General features: G+C 48.2%; 18 protein-coding genes. 5 read left to right on the forward strand and 13 right to left on the reverse strand.

Going from position 1 to position 24981, the window contains the following annotated elements:
- Nucleotides 1-191: 191 nt before the first annotated feature.
- On the forward strand, nucleotides 192-2300 hold the full coding sequence (gene glgX / locus J7439_RS11635; protein WP_209201960.1) for a glycogen debranching protein GlgX: 2109 nt from the start codon (nucleotides 192-194) through the stop codon (nucleotides 2298-2300).
- Nucleotides 2301-2352: 52 nt separating this feature from the next.
- Here the strand turns inward: glgX and J7439_RS11640 are convergent, their stop codons facing one another.
- Nucleotides 2353-4398 carry an alpha-amylase family glycosyl hydrolase gene (locus J7439_RS11640; RefSeq protein WP_209201961.1) on the reverse strand — a complete coding sequence of 682 codons (2046 nt, stop codon included), beginning with the start codon at nucleotides 4396-4398 and terminating at the stop codon, nucleotides 2353-2355.
- 460 nt (nucleotides 4399-4858) lie between these two features.
- Here J7439_RS11640 and J7439_RS11645 point away from each other — a divergent pair, with 460 nt between their 5' ends.
- On the forward strand, nucleotides 4859-7279 hold the full coding sequence (locus tag J7439_RS11645; protein ID WP_209201962.1) for a glycogen/starch/alpha-glucan phosphorylase: 2421 nt from the start codon (nucleotides 4859-4861) through the stop codon (nucleotides 7277-7279).
- A gap of 106 nt (nucleotides 7280-7385) precedes the next feature.
- Here the strand turns inward: J7439_RS11645 and J7439_RS11650 are convergent, their stop codons facing one another.
- A complete protein-coding gene (locus J7439_RS11650; RefSeq protein ID WP_209201963.1) occupies nucleotides 7386-8207 on the reverse strand; it encodes a serine protease in 822 nt (273 codons plus the stop codon).
- Nucleotides 8208-8253: 46 nt separating this feature from the next.
- On the reverse strand, nucleotides 8254-8961 hold the full coding sequence (locus J7439_RS11655) for a SapC family protein (protein WP_209201964.1): 708 nt from the start codon (nucleotides 8959-8961) through the stop codon (nucleotides 8254-8256).
- A 286-nt stretch (nucleotides 8962-9247) separates the two neighbouring features.
- Here J7439_RS11655 and J7439_RS11660 point away from each other — a divergent pair, with 286 nt between their 5' ends.
- Complete coding sequence (locus J7439_RS11660) at nucleotides 9248-9925, forward strand: class I SAM-dependent methyltransferase (protein ID WP_209201965.1); 678 nt, start codon at nucleotides 9248-9250, stop codon at nucleotides 9923-9925.
- Nucleotides 9926-10186: 261 nt separating this feature from the next.
- Here the strand turns inward: J7439_RS11660 and J7439_RS11665 are convergent, their stop codons facing one another.
- The 5 genes from J7439_RS11665 to J7439_RS11685 all read right to left on the reverse strand — a co-directional run bounded on the left by J7439_RS11665 (nucleotide 10187) and on the right by J7439_RS11685 (nucleotide 17721).
- Nucleotides 10187-11611: an MFS transporter gene (locus J7439_RS11665; RefSeq protein ID WP_209201966.1), complete on the reverse strand. Its 1425-nt coding sequence runs from the start codon at nucleotides 11609-11611 to the stop codon at nucleotides 10187-10189.
- 72 nt (nucleotides 11612-11683) lie between these two features.
- A complete protein-coding gene (locus J7439_RS11670; protein WP_286198312.1) occupies nucleotides 11684-12832 on the reverse strand; it encodes a glycoside hydrolase family 172 protein in 1149 nt (382 codons plus the stop codon).
- 557 nt (nucleotides 12833-13389) lie between these two features.
- The gene (gene tal / locus J7439_RS11675; protein WP_209201968.1) at nucleotides 13390-14343 is read right to left on the reverse strand and encodes a transaldolase; all 954 of its coding nucleotides are present in this window, start codon (nucleotides 14341-14343) and stop codon (nucleotides 13390-13392) included.
- A gap of 68 nt (nucleotides 14344-14411) precedes the next feature.
- Complete coding sequence (locus tag J7439_RS11680; protein WP_209201969.1) at nucleotides 14412-16061, reverse strand: hypothetical protein; 1650 nt, start codon at nucleotides 16059-16061, stop codon at nucleotides 14412-14414.
- Between the two features lie 70 nt (nucleotides 16062-16131).
- A complete protein-coding gene (locus J7439_RS11685) occupies nucleotides 16132-17721 on the reverse strand; it encodes an FGGY-family carbohydrate kinase (protein ID WP_209201970.1) in 1590 nt (529 codons plus the stop codon).
- Nucleotides 17722-17967: 246 nt separating this feature from the next.
- Between J7439_RS11685 and J7439_RS11690 the strand changes: the two genes are divergently transcribed.
- Nucleotides 17968-18978: a LacI family DNA-binding transcriptional regulator gene (locus tag J7439_RS11690; protein WP_209201971.1), complete on the forward strand. Its 1011-nt coding sequence runs from the start codon at nucleotides 17968-17970 to the stop codon at nucleotides 18976-18978.
- An 89-nt stretch (nucleotides 18979-19067) separates the two neighbouring features.
- Here the strand turns inward: J7439_RS11690 and fucO are convergent, their stop codons facing one another.
- The 4 genes from fucO to J7439_RS11710 form a co-directional block, all read right to left on the reverse strand.
- Nucleotides 19068-20216 (reverse strand): lactaldehyde reductase, encoded by a 1149-nt coding sequence (gene fucO / locus J7439_RS11695; protein ID WP_209201972.1) that lies wholly within the window; start codon nucleotides 20214-20216, stop codon nucleotides 19068-19070.
- Between the two features lie 15 nt (nucleotides 20217-20231).
- Nucleotides 20232-20663: an L-fucose mutarotase gene (fucU, locus tag J7439_RS11700; protein ID WP_209201973.1), complete on the reverse strand. Its 432-nt coding sequence runs from the start codon at nucleotides 20661-20663 to the stop codon at nucleotides 20232-20234.
- An 82-nt stretch (nucleotides 20664-20745) separates the two neighbouring features.
- Nucleotides 20746-22164, reverse strand: a complete 1419-nt coding sequence (fucK, locus tag J7439_RS11705; protein WP_209201974.1) for an L-fuculokinase — start codon at nucleotides 22162-22164, stop codon at nucleotides 20746-20748.
- A gap of 48 nt (nucleotides 22165-22212) precedes the next feature.
- Complete coding sequence (locus tag J7439_RS11710) at nucleotides 22213-22926, reverse strand: DeoR/GlpR family DNA-binding transcription regulator (protein WP_353623049.1); 714 nt, start codon at nucleotides 22924-22926, stop codon at nucleotides 22213-22215.
- Between the two features lie 289 nt (nucleotides 22927-23215).
- Between J7439_RS11710 and J7439_RS11715 the strand changes: the two genes are divergently transcribed.
- Nucleotides 23216-23866 (forward strand): L-fuculose-phosphate aldolase, encoded by a 651-nt coding sequence (locus J7439_RS11715; protein WP_209201976.1) that lies wholly within the window; start codon nucleotides 23216-23218, stop codon nucleotides 23864-23866.
- Between the two features lie 183 nt (nucleotides 23867-24049).
- Here J7439_RS11715 and J7439_RS11720 read toward each other — a convergent pair.
- The coding region (locus J7439_RS11720; RefSeq protein ID WP_209201977.1) for an IS3 family transposase at nucleotides 24050-24981 on the reverse strand (932 nt) is incomplete at its 5' end.

The raw sequence follows: 24981 nt of genomic DNA on the forward strand, positions 1-24981 counted from the left end.
TGACTCCTTTAGGAGCCGATCCCCGAGGAGAGTCCTTTATACAGACTTTCTGTTCACCATGTTTTAAATTAAGTCAATTCTTTATAAAAGTCTGTAATCGTTTACATGACCGGCGTGCTTTTCTGTTTGTTCCTGAAAACTAATAATACACGCCGTTTTTTCTGATCACGCTATATAGAGCTTCACACGTTATGGATACGCCGTCTGCCACCCCCTACTCCGCCTTTCCCGGAAAAACCTCCCCACAGGGTGCCACTTTAGTTAATGCCGATCTTGTGGCAGCACCGGGTAACCAAGCGACAGGAGTTAATTTTTCTGTGTATGCCCCGCAAGCAGAACAACTGTTTGTATCGTTATTCGATACACAGGGAAATGAAGAACAACTGAAAATGTTTCCTTCCGCTGAAGGCATCTGGCACCTTTATATTCAAGGTATTACCGAAGGTCAGCACTATGGATTCCGGGCAGACGGTTACTGGTCACCCAATACCACGCCGCGCTTTAACAAGCACAAACTGCTGATGGACCCCTATGCCCGGGAAATCAGTGGCGATGTGCAATGGTGCCAGGAAATTTTTGACTATATTTCAGACGACAATGATCAATGGCTATTCAACGAGCAGGACAGCGCCACCAAAATGCCCCGCAGTGTTGTGCGTGACGCCACCTTTGACTGGCAAGGCGTAACCCACCCCCACACTCCGGACCAGCAGAGCATTTATTACGAAACCCACCTCAAGGGATTCACCAAAACCCATCCGGATATTCCGGAGGATATTCGTGGTACCTATCTGGGCATGTGCCACCCAATTACCATTGAATATCTGAAAAACCTTGGCATTACTGCCGTTGAACTGCTACCGGTTACCTACAGTTCCAGTGAAGAGCGACTCACTCACCTTGGGTTATCCAATTACTGGGGTTACAACCCGCTGTGTATGATGGCACCGCACACACCTTATGCCATTTCCGATCCGGTTATCGAGATGAAAACCATGGTACGGGAGCTGCACCGCGCTGGCATTGAAGTGATTATGGATGTGGTGTTCAACCATACCTGCGAAGGTGGCCATGGTGGTCCATTCCTGAGCATGCGTGGTCTGGCTGAAACCGACTACTACCATATGAACAAACACGACGGTGACATTTCCTCGGAAAATTACAGTGGTTGCGGCAACACCATAAACTTCGATAGCCATCAGACTCTGCGCCTGACCATGGATGCACTGCGTCACTGGGTGGTGGAGTATCAGATCGATGGTTTCCGTTTTGACCTGGCACCCACTATGGCTCGCCAGCACCGTCATTACAGCAAAGATGCGCCTTTCTTTTATGCCGTGAGCCAGGACCCGATTCTGAGCCAGGTAAAAATGATTGCCGAGCCCTGGGATATTGGGCCGGACGGTTATCATATGACTGACTTCCCCAATGACTGGCAGTCCTGGAATGATCGTTACCGCGATACCTGTCGGAAGTTCTGGAAAGGCAGCAAAGGGGTACAAACTGAAATGGCCTGGCGCTTTTCCGGTTCAGAAGACCTGTTCTGCGAACAAAGTTATCTTGCCACCGTCAACTATATCTGCAGTCACGATGGCTTTAACCTGATGGATCTGGTTTCTTACAATCAGCGCCACAATCTGGCCAATGGTGAAGATGGACGGGATGGTGACGAGCACAATTACTCCTGGAACCATGGTGAAGAAGGCGTCACTGACAACCTGGATATCAATAAAGCCCGCCTGCGCAGCCGGAAAAATCTGGTGGGGATGTTAATGCTGGCCAAAGGCTCCCCCATGCTGTTAGCTGGTGATGAATTCAGCAACTCCCAGGGTGGTAATAATAATGCCTATTGTCAGGACTCCCCCATCGCCTGGCTACACTGGGACTGGCTGCACAACATCAACTCTGACGGAGCACAAATGCACGATTTCACCCGAAAAATGATGCATTTTCGTCGCAATGAACCACTGTTGACCGATGGTCTGGGCCACATAGAATACCAGTTATACTCCCCGAAGGGTGACGTCGTTGACCCTGTTTATTTCAGTGAGCGCCACTGTTACACCCTGACGGTTAAAATTCATGACCCGAATGACGCTGAAAAAGGTGCTATCTGGGTCATCATGAACGCTGGCAAACATGTAGGCAGAGTGTTGATTCCTGAAACTGGTCAATTCAAACACCGGATGGTTATGGTGAATACTGACAAAGAGTCTTCTTTTATTCAGGAACCGTCTGTTGATCAGTGCAGCTATGAAGTTCAGCCGCACAGCCTGATCATGCTTAAAGAGATGAATTAACAGGCAGGTCGGCAACCCCGAAGATGGGTTGCCGACAGGTTAATCTACACAATTACTCCGCACAGCGGGATACCATCACCTGATCAATCTCACCACTGTCTTTGAACGTTAAGCTCCATACATAGCGTCCTGCCTCCGGTATCATCACCGAGGTATCGGTACCATACCCGCCGTTTTTCCCTGCAGCTGCCTGCCCCGGCTTTTGTGACAGATCAGCAGCCGTGTATTGCGGGCTCCAGCTGGCTGTGGCGTACTGGAAGCGATAGCTGCCTTTGCGCTCATCAGTAACGGTTTGATACACGCCATTGCCTTTATATTGAAAGGCCCGGGCCGGTTTGTGCATCCAGTTAGAGTCCGGGAAGCTACCCACCACAAACAGCGTGTCTTTTGCCGGGCCTGCTTCTTTAACTGTCGGGTTATCGCACTGGGCCAGGAAACCTTCACCGGTCATCGAGCTGGCATCTCGTTTATTGACCTTTGGTCCGGCTGGAACAGGCTTGGCAATGCGCAGGAATCGTGATTCAAACCCTTTCATGCGAATGGAATATTCATTGTTTTTCGGGAAAAACACCTCTCCCGTGAGCAGATCCACCAGCCTCCCTTCGGAACCGGCTTCCGCCGTTGTCAACGTGACCATTTGGAAAGCGCTGTCGGTGCTGACCATATAAAGCAGGGCATCATCTCCGCTTTGCTTGTGGTCGACGTAGACCTCTTTCTCTGCACGGATGTTAATGCGTTCGCCTTCAGACAACGCTGGATGTTTATCTCGCAACGTCATCAATGACGATACATAGGTTTTAAGATCACGCTGCTGTGTATTCAGCTCAGCGGTTAGCCCATCAATTCTGGCACTGGTACGCCCCGAATGGTCATCACACATGCCACGAATGGCGCAGTTATTATCCGGCTGCTTTTCAGCAAAGTCTGGCGTTTCATCACCAATTTCATCGCCGTAATACAAGGTGATGGGGCCAGTGCAGGCAGCCATAAATGACAGGGCCGCTTTATGCCGCAACCAGTATTCTGCATCGTACGGATTGGCAATGCCGCCACGCTGCAAAAGGTCACCAAACCGTACAACATCGTGATTGCCCAGCATCAGGTTAGGTTGCGCATGTTTCGGATAGAGTGAGTGCAGGCTCATGCCTTCATCCAGCCAGTCACCGCCTTTACCACCCATACCATTTTCATTCACTGCAAAGGTTTCCACCAGGCGATAACGCATGGGGAAGTCAAATGCAGAACACAACGCCGGACTCTCCCCGGTACCGTAGCCGACCCTCTGAATGGTGTTTTCTTCTTTCCAGATCTCCGCCACCATATAGCCCAATGGATTGACGGTTTCACCCTTGTGGTTCTGGTAAGTCACTGACTGAGAAGCGTCATCCACGGCTTTGCGGATTTCTGTCCAGGCTTCGGTGGGCACCTGATAGGCCTGATCCAGACGCCAGCCGTCTATTTTCAGCTCCTTCACCCACCAGGTTGCCACCTCCCGGTAAAATGGCAGGCTTTGGGGATAGTCAACAGGATTGTGACTGCCGGAAGGCAGCAAACCAGATGGTGATGGCACGACACCGGACGTCTTATGATGGCCAAATACACCATCAAAAAATACGTACAGCCCTTTGGCATGGGCTTTTTCCACCAGCTCTTTCGCCTGTTCCAGGGTCCCGAAGCGTGGGTCGATGGAAAAATAATCCGTGGCAAAATAGCCAGTAGCATCCAGCCGGTCATCCCAGTGTGATTGGCCTGCAACGGGTTCTGAGTTGAAGATTGGTGTCATCCAGATGGCATTCATACCCAGTGACTTGATGTAGTCCAGGGAATCAATTATGCCCTGCAAATCCCCCTGGTGATGACTGGTACCGTAGCCGGTGCCGTGACCGGTTCCCTTTTCTCCATCCACAAAGCTTTCGACCATAATCTGGTAAATTCTCAGATCGTTGGCTTTTGCCCGGGTGCTGGCGTTGCAGTCATAGGCCGGTGTCAGGCTGGCGCTGGCCTTAGACGCTGTATCAGGTGACTGACTGGCACAGCCAGTCAACAGTAAGGCAGAAAGCGCAGAGATAGCCACTGCCAATACTTTTGGCTTTGTCATCGGTTCCTCCGATTGGTCACATTACAATACTGAAAAGAGGATGGGAAAGAGATGCAAAATATTTCCCCGGAGTTGTATAACGACACAGGTCATACGCCGCCCGCCATTATCGCTTTGAGTAACTTCAATGCATTGATTTACAGCATTTTTATTTTCTGTTCAAAATAGTTGTAATCGTTTTCAGAGGTTTACAACAATCCACAAAAGGTGAAATTAATTTCACTTGACGCCTGTATTTCGCTTTGTCACATTCATGCTTACTTAGTAAATAACAACCCATGGCTGGTGGTGTGTACCCTCATCTTTTAAAGACCATTAAACCAGCACAGAGACTGAAAGCGTTTACAAGGCAACAAGCCATTTTTTTTCCATTACACTAGGGCTCTTTTGCAAAGCCGCTGAAACAAATCATCAGTGAAAAAGGCCAACCTGATAGAACAGCAAGAGTGAAGCACATCACATGGATCAGAAAACATTTACCTCCGAGCTTGAAAAACACTTGCGTCGTGAACTGGGCACGACTCCTAAGCAAGCCACACATCGCGACTGGTGGCAGGCCCTCTCTCTGGTACTCCGTGACATCAATCTGGACCAGCTTCAGGAAAGCAGCCTGAGCAATGCCAAAGAGACCAAGCCACAACGACACGTTTGTTACCTTTCTATGGAATTCCTGATGGGACGCCTGCTGGGTGATGCCCTGATGAACCTTGGACTCTACGAAACCGCAGCCACCCTGCTGCAATCCCACGGCGTACGCATTTCTGATGTCCTGGATCAGGAGCGTGACATGTCCCTGGGCAACGGTGGTCTGGGTCGTCTGGCCGCCTGCTTTATGGATTCTCTGGCCAACCAGCATATTCCAGCCACCGGGTACGGCATCAACTACCGCTATGGTCTGTTTCGTCAGATCTTTGTGGATGGTTACCAGAAAGAGAAGCCGGATGTCTGGCGTGAATTTGGCAGCCCCTGGGAAACCTGTCGTCCATCCGAGACCGTTGAGATTGGCCTGTTCGGTCATATGGAAATGGACAACGATGGCAATAACCACTGGGTGCCTGGCAAGAAGCTTTTCGGTGTGCCATGGGATATCACCATTCCATCCTTTGGCGGAAACTATGTAAACCGTCTCCGTCTCTGGGAAAGCCTGGTGGGTGCCTATCCTATCGATCTGGATAAATACAACCAGGGTGAGTATCTGGAAGCCTGCCGTAACCTGGTGGATGGCGATACCATTTCCGGTGTCTTGTACCCTGAAGACTCAACGCCGCAGGGTAAAGATCTGCGACTGATCCAGCAGTACTTCTTCACGGCCTGCTCCCTCAAAGACATTATCCGCCAGCATAAGCAGCGTGGCCTGCCATTAAGCAGTCTGGCAAAACACTACGCGCTGCAATTGAACGACACCCACCCGGCTATCGCTATTCCGGAATTAATGCGCCTGCTGATGGACGAGGAAGGCATGGTCTGGAATCAGGCCTGGGCCATCACTCAGGAAATGTGCCACTACACCAACCACACCCTGTTGCCAGAAGCTCTGGAGAAATGGTCTGCCTCTCTGCTGGACCGTGTTCTCCCAAGACACTTGCAGATCATTGAGATGATCAACTATGTCTTCCTGAACGGAGAGGCTAAAGAGCAATGGGGCGACAAGGTAGAGATCATCAAGAAAGTCAGCATCTTCGAAGAGCTGGACAACGGTGATCGCATGATCCGCATGGCCAACCTGTCAGTGATTGGCAGTCGCCGGGTCAATGGTGTTGCCGCGCTGCACAGTGGGCTGGTTAAAGCCAATCTGTTCCCCGAGTTTGACGCCCTGTATCCCGGCAAGCTGGTAAACGTCACCAACGGTGTTACCCCAAGACGCTGGCTGGCTCACTGTAACCCGGGCCTGGCACGACTGCTGGACCGGAATATCGGCAAAGAGTGGCGTACAGATCTGGATCAGCTGGAAAAGCTGACACCACTGTCGGAATCTCCCGATTTTCTCGATGCCTTTGCCAATGTCCGTTTCAAAAACAAGGAGCGACTGGCGCGGTTGATTGAGAAAGAGTGCAAGGTCACCGTTAACCCCAATGCGCTGTTCGATGTTCAGATTAAGCGACTGCACGAGTACAAGCGTCAGCAGTTAAACCTGTTGCACATCATCAGCCTGTATCACGAAATGCTCGATAACCCGGATGCCGAACATACCCCACGGGTATTTATTTTTGGCGCTAAAGCCGCACCAGGTTATGTAATGGCCAAACAGATTATTCTGGCGATCAACAAGGTCGCCCAGGTAATTAACAACGATCGTCGTTTGGATGACTGCCTGAAAGTGGTATTCCTGCCGGATTATCGCGTCACCCTGGCGGAACAGATCATTCCTGCCGCTGATCTTTCCGAGCAGATCTCCACTGCCGGTTTTGAAGCCTCCGGTACCGGCAATATGAAGCTGGGCCTGAATGGTGCACTGACCATTGGGACACTGGACGGAGCCAACGTGGAAATTGCCGAAGCGGTGGGCGATGACAACATCTTTATCTTCGGAAAAACTGTTGATGAGATTGCCGAACTGCAGCAGCAGGGTTACAACCCATACCATTATTATGAGAACAATCCGGTACTGAAGCGGGCCATTGACGCTCTGATGAATGGTTCCTTCTGCCAGCACAAGCCCGACCTGCTCAAACCCGTTGCGGAAGATCTGATGCATCGTGACCAGTTTATGGCTCTGGCTGACTTTGAAAGCTATCGCGAAGCTCAGCAGAAAGTATCCGACACTTTCCGTAAGCCAAGGATCTGGTGGCGCAAGGCCGTTCTGAATACTGCACGACTGGGTCGATTCTCTTCGGACCGGTCTATTGCTGACTATGCAGAGAAAGTTTGGGGTATTAAATAACCGGGTGGTTTTGGCGGCTCACTGAGCGTGAGCTGCCGCTAATTATTCTTGTTAACCTTTTCCCAGACCACTGACTTTCTGCGCTCCAACGTGACGAGTACTGAACTCAAATATCAGGAACTACCTGCCTGACCCAACCCAACAGTTCAACGATGTTGGTATAGACTCCCGGGTAACCCGGCTCAGCACAGCCGTAGCCCCAACTTACGATACCCAGCTGGTACCAGGTGCCCTGGTGGTTATAAACCATGGGGCCACCACTATCGCCCTGACAGGAGTCTTTGCCTCCTTCATCAAAGCCAGCGCACAGCATATTTTTGGTAATAGCTCCGTCATAATGTTGCCCGGAGTTACAAAGTTCTCTCTCCACATAGGGCACCTGAACCACATGTAGCGTGTCTGGTTGTCCCTTCTCATACCCCAGGGTTCCCCAGCCCATCACCTCAAATACTGAACCTTTATTAATGCCTGCAAAGTGTTCTTCAGAAATCAGCGGAACAGGTTCAATACCCTCAACGTCCTGCTGTAATTCAATAATGGCAATATCGTTATCGAGGAATTCATAGCTATAGTCTGGATGTATATAAAACCTGGCCACCGGGTAGAAACTGCCAGAGCCCGGCTCACTGAGTCTATGCCCCCCCAACCAGACGGAAATAGAGTCAGCATCATCCTCAAGGTCTTCGACGCAATGGGCGGCCGTCAGGACATACTTGCCACCAATGAAGGCCCCGCCACAAAAATGAATCGCTCCAAATACTCTTAATGACGCCATATAAGGACGGGAAAATGGAGAAAGCTCATCACCACCAACAATTTTTATTCCTGAATGGCTACTCGTCTTTTCAGGATGCGCACTGACGCTTACAGCAAATACTAAAACTAATTGACTTAATGCCAACACGGCCATCTGTAGGAGTTTTTTCACTATTGAAGTCCCTTTCAATGTTAAAACCACAAAGAGGTAATGGATATTACAGTTTTGTTTTCTGTCGCTTAACAAGACGGTTTAATGCACCCAGAGAGTGTAAGTGTGCATAGGTCCACGCCAGCCAACCGGAATCAAACCAGCTTTTAACTTTTTCTTCCGGAATGGAATTCAGTTTTTTCTCATCAATAACTAATAACCCTTCGAGTCTTAGGGGCTTATCCTCCTCCAGGAGAATCTGAAGATTGAACGGAGACAGCAGATCAAGCGCTTTTAATTCATTACAATAATCAAGGGTATTCTTATACTGCTGATCATAGTTATTAAGAAATTGAATGATGTTATTCAATGTTTCTGTATTTTCACCGTCATCACTGAAAAGTGCTTCACCTTCTTCACCAGCAAACTGACTGGCTTTCTGATCAAAGCAAACGCTGCCTTCATCAGTCAGGGCGAAAGGATAACGCCGGATAAAAGCAGGAATATAGCTGTCACTCCAGCTGCCTGCCTCACCCAGATGCTTATGCCCTGAATCCATCAGCGAAAGCAGGGCAAGGGGGAAAAAGTTGCCCTGCTCATCCTTACTGAAGAGCACAGGCATATCACGGCTGGCTTCAAAAAACTCGATACCTGTCAGTGGTACAGAGTTTACCTCTTCGGTGAAAGAGTAGTCGTCAGATGCCTTGAACTTAAGGGTCTTATGCACTTCCCGGTTGAGAAATGCCGGCTCATTGTAAAACAGTAATGTTGCCATAATCAGGGGCCGCCTCTCTTGTTTTGTCTGGCTATATAGCCACTTCTAAAAATAGTTATAATGACATTTTTAAGCTGACCTGAGCTTAAAATTTTTACATAGCACATTAAAGGTATCAACGAATAAAATGTTATATGGTTGTTAAGAGTAAGCGATTGCTGCAGTAGAATGATAACAATGAATAAAAACTACTCATTTCCAAGCTTCATTCCTGACTTAATAGTCAGCAATAAAAAACATATCTTTGATTTATTTTTTCTCAGGAATTAAACGGAGTCCCCCACCAATGTCCACTGAAACCCTGCAACTCAATAATACGCTCTATCAATATATTTATAACGTTGGTCTGCGTGAGCACCCGGCATTAAAAGAGCTCCGGGAATTGACCAGCCACCATCGCTACCGAATGATGCAAATCTCTGCCGAGCAAGGGCAGCTGATGGCGATGCTGGCAAAACTGGCCAATGCCCGCAGGACCATCGAAATTGGTGTTTTCACCGGTTACAGTGCGCTCTCTGTTGCCCTGGCGCTGCCCGATGATGGGGAGCTGATTGCCTGTGATATCAGCAGTGAGTATACCGACATAGCCAAACCCTTCTGGGAAAAAGCCGGCGTCTCTGAGCGGATCAAACTTCACCTGGCCCCGGCGTCTGAAACCCTGGACCAACTGATCAGGAACGGCGAACTGAATCAGTTTGATATGGCCTTTATTGATGCGGATAAAACGGGATATGACGTTTATTACGAACAATGCCTGCAGCTTATTCGCCCTGGTGGGCTGATTCTTATCGATAACGTGCTGTGGAGCGGGAGAGTGGCTGATGCAGAAGCAAAGGATGATGACACATTGGCTTTAAAACGGCTCAATGAGAAAATCCACAAAGATGAACGGGTAGATATGATGATCTTGCCTGTTTCTGACGGGTTGACAATAGCGATAAAGGTTAACCCGGATATTTCATAAACTGCCCCGAGTTTCGCGCACGACCACATGGATGAGGGAGGCAGGGCGACGCAGAAAGCCAAAACCGGGGACTTTGTCGCTCTAAGGTAAGGGATTTTGTGAGGGAGCACCGCACCGGGGAGTACGGTCGACTGAGCAAAACTTCCCTGGAGCGACAAAGGACAAGCGAGAGCGGGAGCACTCTTGTGAAATACCTGGCAAGCCTGACTACCACAGTGAGAAGAGACACACAGTCACAGTCAGGCTTGAATGATGTTGTTATCAAGCCGCCCTTGCACGAATTTGTTGCAATTCATCGGCAGTTTCAGCAATCGTTTTGCTATTCATTTTGAATTGAGAAACCACCAATGCTGTCAGCATGAATCCAATAGCTGGAACAATTGAGAATACAGTAAGGATGCCGTTAATGGCTTCAGGTGTTTGTTCCACACCGCCACTCATGTAGCCGTAACTACCCAGCAGCCCCATTGCAATGGCACCACCTACGGATAAACCAACTTTCAGCGAGAAAATAGTGAACGATACAGCCAGCCCATCAATGCGACGACGGAACTTTACTTCACCATAGTCAGTAGCATCAGCTGTAAAGGTGAACCAGATTGGCGCAATCATCTGATTAAAGAAACCAACAAAGAACTGAATAGCCATGATGACCGCTATATTGTTATTACCTGCAATGTATGAAACTGCAGACATAGCGGCACAGGCAAACAGGAGGGTAATATAGGCTTGTTTTTTACACATCCTGTCCAGCACTTTGGTAGCCATTTGGGCACCGATCATACCTCCCAACATCCAAAGAGACATGAACAAAGAGACCATCGCTGCAGCATTCTCAACATACATTGTGATGTAAAACATCTGCGTTGTATTTTTGATGGTTTGCGTGGTGACCATCACGAAAGTAGCCAGCGACAACCAGCGGAACTGATCGTTTTTCCAAATAAGAGACAAGTCTGAGACAAAGCTGGTTTTTTCTGCCTTAATCGGCTTGACGCGCTCTTTTGTTGTGGAAAAGCAAATCAGGAACAGAACAACCGACAAAGCCGCCATAATCATCATGGCATACCGATAACCATCAGCAGGGCTGTCACCCAGTATTTCTGTCATGGGTAATACGATCGATGTAATTACCAGACCGCCACCGGTAGCAAACATAAAACGTGTGGCGTTGATCGAAGCTCGCTCTTCCGGATTGCTGGTCATAACACCCGTCATGGCTCCGTAAGGAATATTGGTTGCTGTAAACAACACCATGAGCACGGAGTAAGTGACGTACGCATAAATGACCTTTGCCTGTGCCCCCATATCTGGCACAGTAAATACCAGAACGCTGGCAATGGCATAAGGCACACAAAAGATCAGCAGATAAGGACGATATTTACCCCAACGGGTATTGGTTCTGTCAACCAGTGCGCCCATTATTGGATCAGTGACTGCGTCAACAATACGCACAAACAGAAAAATACCTGCTACTGTTGCAGCACTTAGTCCATAAATTTCGGTGTAATAAAAACCTAATAACAGCAAAACAGACTGATAAACGAAGTTACCAGCAGTATCACCTAAACTGTATCCAATTTTTTCTTTTAACCCCACGACAGGTGTATAACCTGGCAAGCTGGCCTGACCAGCTTTGAGAGTTTGTTCCATTTTACTTCCCTCTTTTCCGTTTTTATCTTGCAATATGAATATTTTTATTAGCGATCAATGAATAACTTACAGAAATCTGCAAGTTATTCATTGGATTTAGTGAGATCAGTGAGTTTGCAATCCATCCCAGTCTGGCAATGGCTTTAATTTTGCCGTCGGCAGTGTTTGATACCAGAAAGAAACGGTGGCTATATCATCTTGTCTTGGCAAGTATTTACGATCAGGTACGTGATCAAATTTTTTGGCATTGAAGTTTTTCCAACCAAGATCCTGAACAGTGACTTTTAATTTTGATTTAAATCGAATTGGGTCCTGGATATGCCAGCGATACATTGAAAATCGTGGCTGGGATCTATATAAACCGTCTGGCTCAATAACCTGGGCCATTCCACCATAAGGGGAATTATAGGCTGCGTATTTGTCGTCTACCTCCCAATTAAATGCGCCAAGGAAATAATCTTCAGTACCTGTACCGCAAATGGTTGGAAACTCGTCATCTTCATCAATGTAAAATTTGACTTCACCTTCTCCCCACCATCCACCGGCCCCATTGAGGCCAACGCACATTGCGGTACCTATGTAATGCCCTTCACCTTCTATACCATCAATAATGGTGTGAACACCTTTAAACGGAACCGGGTTTGTTCGACGGAAACTGGCGTGAAAGTAAGCACAATTTTCAGGAATATCTGTCAATTGATAATTAATCTGGTAGTAGAGGCAGCGTTCCTGATCACCAATATTTTCAATAGTCATGTAACAACGTTCACGGAACGGCATACTCCAGAAACAATTGAACGCATTTTTTGGTAATACGCTAACCGGTAAAGATACCAGAGGTTGAAAAGATCCGCCTACCAGCTCATCAATATTGTCACACCAGCCATAAGCAAAGAAATCAGGAAACGGTACTTCGACAGAGGGATGCTCCTGATTATCCCAGTAAATGCGAATAATTAACTCACGGGAAACCATGCCTGTTATCCACATACTCTGGATATTACCCATATCCTTAACATCTGCGATAACCGCTGTTTCACCGGGTTTTATGTTGATGGCAGGGTTGACTTTCCATCCCTCTCCAAGTTCACTTGCTTGTCTTTCTGCAAATCCAGTGGTTCCCATACCTCCTTTACCGGGTTCACCGTTTGGGTTTTCCGCAGAAATACTTCTTGAGCGCGCGTCAGAGAGCAGGCTGAGATTGCTCAGGGACATATTCAGACCATTAAATCCAGATGAATTATGAGTAACCATGTCCAATTAAAATCCTCAAAGGGGTTTATTTGATGATTTTTTGTCTTTGCTAATTCGTATTAGCGATATATTAGGTAAATTTTGTTTGCAAAATTCTGATACAAGTCAACATTTGTTCACACTCATGACCATTTTTCACAAGCATCTGATCACCAAAAAACCTGCCAAACAGGTGCCGGAACTCTTTTCCCGCATATTACATTTGAAAAACAGCTTCAACGGCCACACGAGCAGTTACATTTTCCGGCAAGACCTACTGTCGATACTTGGTACCTTGTTGTTCAAACACTTTCTGTTTGCCATTTTTCTTTGTATTGAGTTTAAAGGCTGACCCTACTAGGAGGCTGTCCGAGAATAGACTGCCCTACTGCGGCGGCAGCAAATTGGTCTAAAAATCCGCTTTTGTTCGGTAAATAGCCCCGCTATTTACCTCACAAAACCGAATTTTTATCCTCAATTTTCTGCCGTCCTCGCTACGGGCGCTATTCTCGGAGGGCGCTATTCTCGGACAGCCTCCTACGCTGAAAAGGTCAGGTTGGCTTAAGTAGGGCTGTGAGTTACAGCTTTTGAGCGATGAGTGTTTCCAGCTTTTCCTGATCAATAGCAAAGTTTCGAATACCTTCTGCCAGTTTTTCAGTTGCCATTGGGTTTTCATTCATCGCCCAGCGGAATGACGCTTCATCAAGCACTGCGTTGTCAATCTCACGGACTGGTTTGCTTGCAAAGAGTTTTTGCTCCAGGGGGGCGAAACACTGCTCCAGCTCATCCAGAAGATCCGGACTAATGGTCAGACAGTCACACCCCGCCAGTTGGCGAATCTCATCAATGTTACGAAAGCTGGCACCCATCACGATGGTCTTGTAATCGTGCTGTTTGTAATAGTTGTAAATATCCGTCACAGAAAGAACACCGGGGTCTTCTGCCGGAGAATAGTGTGCTTTTCCGGTACTCTTTTTGTACCAGTCCAGAATACGTCCAACAAAAGGTGAAATAAGGTATACACCAGCTTCAGCGCAGGCTTTTGCCTGGGCAAAACTAAACAACAGGGTCAGATTACAGCGAACACCTTCTCTTTCCAGAATTTCAGCCGCTTTGATTCCTTCCCAGGTAGACGCAATCTTTATTAATACGCGGGATGTGTCCGCACCTGCTTGTTGGTATAAAGCTAAAAGATCGCGAGCTTTAGCGACGGTTGCCTCTGTATCAAAAGACAGTCGGGCATCAACTTCTGTTGAAATAAAGCCGGGAACGACACTCTGTATCTCTTTGCCAATGCCAACAGCCAGATAGTCACAGGCGTAGGCAGCCTGATCTGCTTTACTGTCAGAGTAATGGCGAGCGCACTTTAAGGCATCGGTTAACAGCTCATTATATTGAGGCAAAGTGGCTGCTTTCAAAATCAGGGAAGGGTTGGTGGTTGCATCCAATGGCTGGTAGCGTTTAATGGCCTCAATGTCGCCAGTATCAGCCACTACTTTGGTAATGGCTTTTAATTGTTCCAGCTGATTCATAAGTCAAGGGAATTCTTATTGGGAGGGAAGACAGGGTGCGTGACAGCTGTCGCTGTCACGCCGTGAGATTAGATGTCAATATTGCCAGCGACATGAACACGCATGTTCTGAGTCAGGGCTTGAGCAGTAAATGCCTGTACCACTTCTTTCAGGTTTGCCTCAGGTACATAAGCCACGGAGATGTGGTTACTCTGATGACCCGCCATCAGGTCGTCACGACCAACACCATCCAGAACACAATTCATCAGAGGCCATTCACGGGTGGTGTTATCCAAACGACGCTGGAACTCTTCCTGAGGCAGTTCGAAAGCTGTGCCGGTACCGATATGCATATGAACGTCAGTGCCTTCATAATGAGCTCGAGCCCAGATGAAAGTGCCGGCCTTACACTGACCACCAATGCTGGAACCGCCCAGAGGGAAGTACATGGCAGGCTGACGGAAGCCTTTGGCACCCGCAATGCCACCTTTGATGTGCTCAAAAGGAACCGAGCCGGAAATTTCAAAGTCCCAGTAGAAAGTGCCTTCAAACTCACTACCCCAACGAATATCGTGCAGTGTCGTTTCGCTCGGCAGACCCAGGCTGTCCAGTAGTCGGAACAGCATGGTTTGAGGGATGGCAGTCCCCATGTCTACTTCATTGATACAGGGGATGGGCTTGCCTTCACGAATGATGCCGCCTTTTTCACCTTTGATCGGAAAACGTTCTGAAGAACCTATAGCGCCTTCGGCAAAATCAGAAGCGGCACAGCTGTCTTTCAAACCTTGCTGATATTGGACACCCACACTGGTCAGACCGAAACGCTCGGTGATACGGGCCATGGCGATCATCATGGCGCATTGTTCCAGAACCTGTTCACGGGTCAGCTCTGTTGCACCATCGGTGCCAAACTGGAAGTCCATTCCACGATCAATGTAGAACTGCAGGCACTCTGCACGCTCTTCCTGAGACACCATACTCATTTCGTACAGCAATGCAGACTGGGACAGTGCTTCAATTGGCATGCCGATCTTAGCCAGAGACTCCTGGGGAAATACGCCATTCACCATGCCCATGCAGAACATGTCGAACAATCCCATGATCTCTTTGTTTTCCAGAATATACTGCCCCACTTGCTGACCGATTGTTCCTGCTTCAGTTGCCATTACGGAATGGTCTTTGGTAACTTCCTTCAGGTAAGAGGTGTCGTGTTCAATCTTGCCGCTTTCCAGCCAGGATTGCAGACCCGCATAGAAAAAATCATCATCAAACCTTTCTGACCACAGGCGGCTGTGCTCACGTCCCAGGCTATTCAGGGTGCCCGCCATACACAGGGCTCCCACCAGGCCGGGCCAGGTGCCATCGAAGTTAGCCAGTAATAATACCGGACCCTGATGATGAACCAGTGACGGTGCCAAATGGTGCGAGTACTGCCATGCCGTCATTAACACAATCAGAGGGGCCCCCGGATCAATGGACGCCATAACATCAGAACCTTCACGCTGGTTGCTGATGAAGCCATGACCCTGATCCTCCTTGACCGGATGAGCACGACGAACACTGAAGCCAAACTTTTCTTTCAGGGCAGCTTCGAGTTTACCCTCGAAATGACGTTGAACTTCCCAACAGTTTTGGTTTGCCGTATCGCGCAGATCACCATTGGCGATAACAAACACTTCTTTTTCACCGAGTGACTGGCGCACCCTGGTTTCTGGCAGATTGAGTTTTAAAGAGGTCATAATATACTCCCGATCAGCCCGATATTTTGGGCTTCTGTTTTTTATGGCTGGTTGTGTTAAAAAGTTTGTATTAAAAATTGTTCATCATTGCCTGGTACTTCATCTGGTCTTCATACATCTCATGGAAGACCCTGTACTTGGCATCGTGGAATGCTTTGGTGCGGTTATCAGGCTTGATGACCTGTCCTTTTGATGACATGGCTGCCATGGCTGCTTTCAGATCAGAGAAGTCCCCGCAGGCGGTTGCAGCCAGCATGGCAGACCCGAGAAGCACGGCTTCTTCTTCTGCACCGAGAACAATCTCACAACCGGTAACATTCGCATGCTCTCTGAGCCACAGCGGATTCTTGGTGCCACCACCACACATATGAATGCGGGTAATCTGATGACCGGCACTGTTCATGGCCTCAATTATATGACGGGTGCCGTAAGACACCGACTGAATGGCAGCCAGGTAAACCCGGGCCAGTTCACTCAGGTTTTTATTCATTGAAAGGCCGGACACCATACCTTTCAAATGTGGATTTGCCCTTGGTGAGCGGTTACCGTGGTGATAACCCAGCAGATGAAAATTAGCCATAAAGTGTGGGTCTTCATCTTCCAGGCGCATGACTTCTTCATTCAGAATGTCATAATGGCTTCGTACCTGTTCTTCAGCCATTTTCATCAGTTCAGGATAAAAGGCACTGTCTTTAATGACATGATCAATCAGGGAGCCAGCAGCAGATTGTCCTCCTTCACTCAGCCAAGTGCCTGGCACCATAGCTCCCCAGTAAGGCCCCCAAACACCATTGACAAAAACAGGCTCTTTGCTGACCGCCATATGACATGAAGACGTTCCGCCTATGATCGCCAAAGTCGATTCCGGCTTATCACCAATAACGCCGACACCTCCTGCGTGTGCGTCAATGATACCCACAGCAACAGTCGTCTTGGTGGTCAGACCCAGTTCAGCGGCGGCTACATCGGTTAACTGGCCCGCTGGCGACCCCAGATCCACGATCTGATCACCAACTTTTTCTCCTGTGATCAGATCGCCCAGTCCCAGCTGTTCAAGCAAAGAGATATCCCAGCTTTTCTTGTGGGCCAGGTAGGTCCACTTGCATACTTTTGTGCAGACACTGCGGATATCTTTACCACTGGCGCAATACACCAGGTAGTCGGCCAGATCAAAGAATTTAGCTGCACGATTGTATTGCTCAGGCAGATGATTCTTCAGCCACTTCAGTTTTGGCAGCTCCATTTCCGGGCTGACTTCACCACCGACATACTGCAATACTTCACTGTCTGTCTGGTTGATCTCAGCCGCTTCAGCCATCGCACGGTGATCCATCCACATGATAATGTTCTGGTTATCCGCACCGGTTGGAGAGACACTCACAGGCTGGTCATTACCATCGATCGAAACCAGTGAGCAGGTAGCATCAAAGCCAATACCCTTGACCTGTTCAGGCTTGACACCGGACTCGCGTATGACAGAGTTAACGACCTTACAAACCTGCGTCCAGATATCAGACGACGATTGTTCGACAAAATCCGGTGCCGGACGAAACTGTTTAATTGGGCTGACTGCCAGAGCCAACCGTTGCCCGGTAGCGGTGAACAACGCTGCCCTGGCACTACCAGAACCAATATCCACCCCAACGTACAGGTGCTGCATATTACTTTTCCGAACGCGGCTAATACGAGTTAGCTAAAATCTTAGCGACCAGAAATTATCTATTCAAGTGCTCTTCTGTGTTGATTATTGTTAGGATTGATACAGATCAACATCTCAGGATTTTGTATTAGCACTTGCTAACTCGTAGTAGCCATCATAATGATCTTCATTTAAGCTACTGACTGACTACTTGTTAACAAGAATTAACGCAGCTGCCCCGGTAATTGAAATAGTGTGTGACTTCTTATGGCTAAGACAGTTGATGAAATAGCAAGTCTGGCAGGAGTATCCGTCACTTCTGTAAGACTTGTTATTAATGGTCAGGACAAAAAATACAGGATCAGCGAGAAAACCCGCGATAAAATTCAGGGCATCATTAAACAGCATGGCTATGTCATTAATCAGACAGCCCGCAACCTTAAACTAAAACAAACGCAGACCATCGGATTGGTCATCCCCAGTCTTACCAACCCCTTCTTCGCTATCCTGACAGAAACGCTTGAGGCTGGTTGTCGTGCAGCAGGCTATCAGTTGATTACAGCTTGTAGCGGTGATGATGAAGAAACTGAAGAAAATGTCATAAAAAACCTCATGGCAAGAGGTATTGACGGTTTGTTTGTCACGCCCTCTTCAGCCGATCGCCAAAAGATTATTGGTAGCAATCGGAACAATAAGCCGATTGTTGTTCTGGACCGGGATTTTGGTACATCCGACTTACCGGCGGTTGCTACAGACAACTTTAAAGGTGGGGTAAACATTGGTAAAAAACTGGCAGGTATGACCAATGAACTGTTCTTTTTAGGAGCCGGTATTTCTCTGCCATCGGTTCAGGCGCGACTAAAAGGGCTGGTCGTTGGACTGGGCGACAATGGTTTCAAGTTAACCGATAACGAAATCATCATTCATGGGAAGAATGAGCGCATTAACGGTTACCTGATTATGCAGCAACTGTGTCAGCGGCTGGGAAGGGCACCGCTCGGCATTGTCACTGTCTCTCTGCCTATTCTTGAAGGTGCAATGGAGTATCTTCGTGAGACATTTGGTGAAGTTAACCCCGGCATGGTCATTGGCTCATTCGACAACCATCCGATGCTGGAGTTTTGCCCGAATCCCGTCGTTGCCATGAAACAGGATACCACAGCCTTGTCAGAAGTAGCCCTGAAACTAATGAAACAATTGATCAATAACGAAGACACGGAAAGGAAACTGCATATTATTCAACCCAATGTCATTGAAAGACAGTCACTCACTCTCTAAATCATAACTGACTCACCTAAAAAAAGATCCACCTTCTCATGAAAGGCAGATCTTTGTTTTAATCGACACATTTAATATATCGACTCTGGTCAGAAAGCCAGCAGGTAAAGTTCCCGAACATTTTCTGCAGAAGCTGCTCTGGGGTTACCACCATAGCAAGGGTCATTCAGGGCTGTTTCAATCCAGCACTCAATGGCATCTTCCCCAACACCGAGCTCGGCAAAACCAGAGGGGATGCCAACCTGCACCGACAATTTCTGAATCAGGGAAACCGCCAATCCGGCAGCCTGCACATCATTAAGACGTGACGTATCTCCTCCCATGGCTTCAGCAATAGCCCGGAATTTTTCCGGGTATTCAGCAGCATTAAAGGCACAGATATGAGGTAACAAGATAGCATTACAAACACCATGGGGCAGGTCATGGGTAGCGCCTGGCTGATGCGCCATTGCATGCACTAAACCAAGGCCAGCACTGTTGAAAGCCATACCGGCCAAAAACTGGGCGCAGGCCATTTTTTCCCGTGCTAACAGATTTTCGCCTTGCTCAACAGCAACAGGTAACCACTGACTGATAATGCGTATGGATTCCAGCGCACTATGATCGGTCAAAGTGTACGCTCCAACAGTAACGTATGCTTCGATAGCATGAGTCAGCGCATCCATTCCGGTCGCTGCGGTCACAGAGGCGGGTAGGCCAACCATCAGTTCCGGGTCGTTTACGGCAATATCTGGAATTTGTTTAGGGTCAATGATCACCATTTTAACTTTATTATCTTCGTCAGTAATGACTGAATTGGACGTCATTTCTGCTGCTGTACCGGCAGTCGTATTGATGGCAATAAAATAAGCACCGTAATTTTGCACCTTGCCAATGCCGTTGTAATCGCAGATATCCCCATCATTGCTGGCCATAATGCGAATCGCTTTTGCCGCATCGACGGGGCTGCCGCCACCCACAGCAATGAAGCAGTCACAACCTTCACGCAGATAAATCTCAACCCCTTTGCGCACCAGACTGGCCGTCGGGTTTGGCGTTACACCATCGAACAGATAGGACGACACGCCAGCCTTGTCCAGTTCGGCCAGTAACCCGTTCAGAACACCCAGTTCCATCAGGGTTTTGTCCGTAACTATCAGGGCTTTTTTTACGGGTTGCTGTTTTAGATGTGCTACCGCATCGGCAACGGCACCTGGACCGGCAAGACTAAGCCTGGGCATATTTAATGCGAAACTCATAATGAACGACCCCTACTATTGATGGACAGGTGTTGCACCCTTTTTCAAAATTATATTGCCGTACTTGGCGACTTCTCCGCTCATTACTACAGCGAATGCCTTCTGCGCTCTTTGATAAAATGCAAAACGCTCTACGCGACATATATCAAGTCCGGATTCTTCACCAAAGAGTGCCTCTCGATACCTGCGCTCAACACCCGGATCCAGTTCATCGCCTTCGGTGGGGCTCATCATGATGAGTGGCGGCGCATAAGCATCGAGTTCAAACAGGGGAATAATGGCTTTCAACAGTTGTTCTGCCGGAATGCCGTCAGCCCGGATAACATGGTTACTCAAGCTGTGACCGGGAAAATGTGCATCAGCAATCAGTAATTCATCACCATGCCCCATTTCCGCCATCACTTTTAACAGCTCCGGTGATATCAATGGCGATATTCCCTTCAGCATGTCGTTTTCTCCTATACCGTTTCTTTGCAATACACTTATCAATCGGAAATCTATCAGTCTGGAAAATTAACAGTCTGGAAAATTAACAGTCTGGAAAAATAGTATCGTACTGAATATCAAATGCTGTTCGAGCCGCTTCAGGGCTCTCAAATAAACCCGCCCCTGCCATGGCAAACATAGAAGCACCTAATACTGTTGTTTCTGACTCTTTCAGCACCTTAACAGGCAGTTGCAGTGTATTCGCTTTGAGCTGATTCCAAAGTGAGTTTTTGGAACCACCTCCAACAAGAATTAATTCAGACGTTGAAAAACCGCCAACATCTTCGAGTTGTTTTAGACTGGCTTTTAACTTGACACACAGTCCTTCGAGGGCAGCACGGTAAATGACACCACGATTAGTGTTAAGAGTGAGCCCACTGATAGCCCCATCAGACTTACCATCACGACCTGTCAGAAAGTCGGGGTTAAAACTCACGCCATGACATCCGGGAGGTACGCCAGTAGCCTCACTGATCATACAGGTGTATTTTCTGGAGCCTTCAAGTTCTCCATAGAACTGTGTGCCAATCCATTCCAGTACACCCGAAGCCAACCACTGAATACCCGGATTGTAGAAGCCCTTATGCGAATCCCATTCACAGGTAAATCCGGCTGCAAAGATATCAGACGACAACGAATCAATACTTCCGGATCTCGCCATCAGGATTTCCCACGTGCCGGAGGAGAGAACGGGCTGCCCTTCGCTGGCACCAGAGCCATACACTGCGAACTGAGTATCATGACCAGCCGAGATGACTGGAATACCTGCTGGCAGCCCAAGCTTGTCGGCAGGTTCCGGCAGTAATGCTCCGATCAATTCACCTGCCTGGACGAGTTCCGGAAAGAAATGGCTATCAAGACCTAATACAGAAAGGATCTTTTCGTTAAAAGTCTGTGATTCCAAGTCGGTAAGCTGGGCAGTTCCGGCCATAGTGGCATCATTGGTCATACGACCAGTGAGTTTGTGAGTAAATAGCGAACTGATAAACATCCAGCCGTGAGCATCAGCAAGCAATTCCGGCCGGTTCTCTTTGAACCAGATCAGCTTGTTCAGGGTATTGAAGGCGAAATGCCCGACACCAGAGTCCAGCGCCACTTTATCAGGGTCAAAATATTCCATGAGTCGCTGCATGGAAACAACCGTACGTGGACATTTCCAGCTGATTACCGGGTAAATCAGCTCGCCAGCGGTATTGACCAACCCGCCATCCACCCCGAAGGTCGTGACTGTAATGCCCTTCACCCGTTCGGGGCTCACTGTTTGCAGAACTTCCCGACAACAAAGGCTGAACTTGTCAAAGATGCATTCCAGGGGCCAGACATGCCACGATGGATTCTCTGCAGCAGGCCTGGTCCCATTGGCTCTGGATGACTTGGCAACGACATGCCCACCGGTGTCTACGGCAACAGCCCTTACGTTGGTAGCTCCACAATCCAGTACAATAACAACGTCTTGCGCCATAATTACTCCCAACACATGATTTGTGTCGTATAGAAGAAGTTGGAGCTTTTATTCACTAATAATCCGATCAAGATCGTCGGTCTTGCAAAGGCGGATCAAACCAGATTTTCCAACCTTTGAAGAATCACACAACAACACACTCCTTCCTGCACATCTGAGCATTGCCTGCTTGATAGCAGCGTTAGCTTCGTTGCTCTCCCAGGCACCTGATTCTTCCTGAAAGCCAGTGCAGGAAAAAAACAGAATCTCCGCACCAAAATGACCGACCTGTGCTGTTGCAAACGGCCCCAGAAAAGCACCATACTTCTCTGAGTACTCTCCACCGACGGTTAGCGTCTTAATCTTTGATCGCGAAACCAGCTCAAAAGCAACCCGCATTGAGTTAGTAATCACGGTTAATTTCATATCAGGCAGCGCTTTTGCCAGGTACCAGCTGCTTGAGCTGGCATCGAGCATGATGGAATCTCCAGCCCGAACCATGCTCACAGCTTTCTGCGCAATAGCGTTTTTTTCTGTCGCCTGCTCATCGGCTCTCTGCCCAAATGCTAGGCCAACATCATCACCCGCCAGTGAAATTGCACTACCATGTTGACGACGCAACAAGCCCTTCTCTTCCAGTGCCCGCAGATCTCTGCGTATGGTTTCGACAGAGACATCAAATTGCCGCGCCAGGTTTTTTACACTGATGGAACCGGAATGATCAACCCGGTTCACAATATCCCGAAGGCGATTGCCCAGCTGCTCTTTATGCACATCATTCACATCAAAACCTCATCAATGCTCATCATCTTAAAACGGTCATAACCGGTCATCATTGATTTATATCAAAAAATGATCTGGCTGATAAATAAAAACCTAATGAAATGATTATTCTATGAAGGCCTGTGTGGAGCCAGAAAAGCCATACGGGAAAATATTTTTATTGAAGATAACAAAAAAACTATCGTATATTTTATATTAATTCGGTCATAAACGGTCATATCAATAGAGCAACCATTAGCTATTACTATGGCGTTGTCCTGACCATTATTACAGCGAGGAGCTACCACTCATGAGCATCAGAAACGATCTGTCCGGAAAAATAATTGCAGCCTGTCAGGAGATGAACCGCTCAGGTCTGAATCAGGGAACTGCTGGTAACATCAGTTGCCGCTATGAAAACGGAATGCTGATTACCCCTTCCGGCATCGCCTACGATCAGATGGAAGAAAATGATATTGTCTTTGTTGACAATGATGGCACTTACGAAGATGGCAAAGTTCCTTCAAGCGAATGGCGCTTCCATCAGATCATTTATCAGACTCGGGCGGACATGAACGCGGTGGTGCATAACCACGCTCAATTCAGCACCACCCTGTCCATTTTGAATAAGGGCATTCCAGCGATTCACTATATGATTGCGGCAGCCGGCGGGAAAGACATTCCCTGTGTTCCCTATGCTACCTATGGCACCCCTGAACTGTCCGATTATGTTGCCACAGGATTCACTGAGAGAAATGCAATCCTGATGCAACACCACGGCATGACCGCTGCCGGAGAAACTCTGGGTAAAGCAATATGGCTGGCAGAAGAAGTAGAAACCTTGTCAAAGCTGTACGTCAACTTGCTGCAAACAGGGCTAAAAATCCCAACACTCTCTGATGAAGAAATCGAAGTAGTTCTGGGCAAGTTCAAGAATTATGGGTTAAGAGAAAAAAACTGAGCCTCCCGGATCCGGGTCCTTATCTCAGGATCCGGAACTCTGAAGGCGTCCTGGAATCCTATTTTATCCTTGTCATTTTGCATTTTTGCCTAAACGCCCACTCACCTCCATCAGAAAGATGCTGTTATTTACTGATCAGGAATGATGACCTGCGGTGTTTGTCAACATAGTTGTCGCCTCAACTCACACAGCTTGCCTTAGCTGTCCGGCAACTGACCGGTCTGGATTCAGCCAGACTTCATCTTCCAGGTCCCAGTTACGGGTTGCCCTTTTACCCCAACGCTCCGGGTGGCGCTGCTTAGCCAATTGATACACCTTTTTCCGGTTATCCATGAGCGCTTTGGTTTCCCCCCGGTGCCGTTGACCCGGCGTGAGGAATTTAAGTCCGCTGTGCCGGTGATCTTCGTTGTACCACTGCGCAAAACCATGGACCCAGTTTCGGGCAGCCTCAACATCTGCAAATGGCTTGCATGGGTAACCGGGCCGGTATTTCAGGGTTCTGAAGATGGCTTCAGCAAACGGATTATCATCACTTACCCTTGGTCGGCTAAATGAGCTGACCACGCCCAGCCGTTTCAGGGTCGACAGCATGGTGCCGCCTTTCATGGCGCTGCCATTATCTGAATGCAGGACCAGCGGTCTTTCCATAGCGGCTATGCCGTGGCGAATACAGGCCTTGGTAATCATTTGTGAGGCATGCTCGGCAGACTCATTCTCATGAATTTCCCAAGTCACAATCATACGGCTGTATATGTCTATCACCAGATACAGATAGTAAAACTGTCCACGCACTGGTGAGCGCAAAAACGTGATATCCCATGACCAAACCTGGTTCGGTCCAGTCGCACAATACGACGTTGGTCTATGGTTGCCAGCCTTGGCTGCACGCCCACGGTGGTGTTGCTGGCCCCTTTCGTGCAACACTCGGTAGAATGTCCTTTCGGACCCAAGATACTCACCTTCATCCGCTAAAACAGGGACGATCTGACTGGGTGGAAGGCTTTTAAAGCGATCACTGTTACAGACGTCAACAATCGCCTGGCGTTCCTCTTCAGAAAGCTTGTTTCCGGGAGCTTCCCTGTTGGCATTGTTGCGGTTATCTGCTTGCACAGCAT

Origin of the sequence: Salinisphaera sp. G21_0 (genome assembly GCF_017744115.1) — a bacterium.
Lineage (GTDB): Bacteria > Pseudomonadota > Gammaproteobacteria > Pseudomonadales > Endozoicomonadaceae > Endozoicomonas.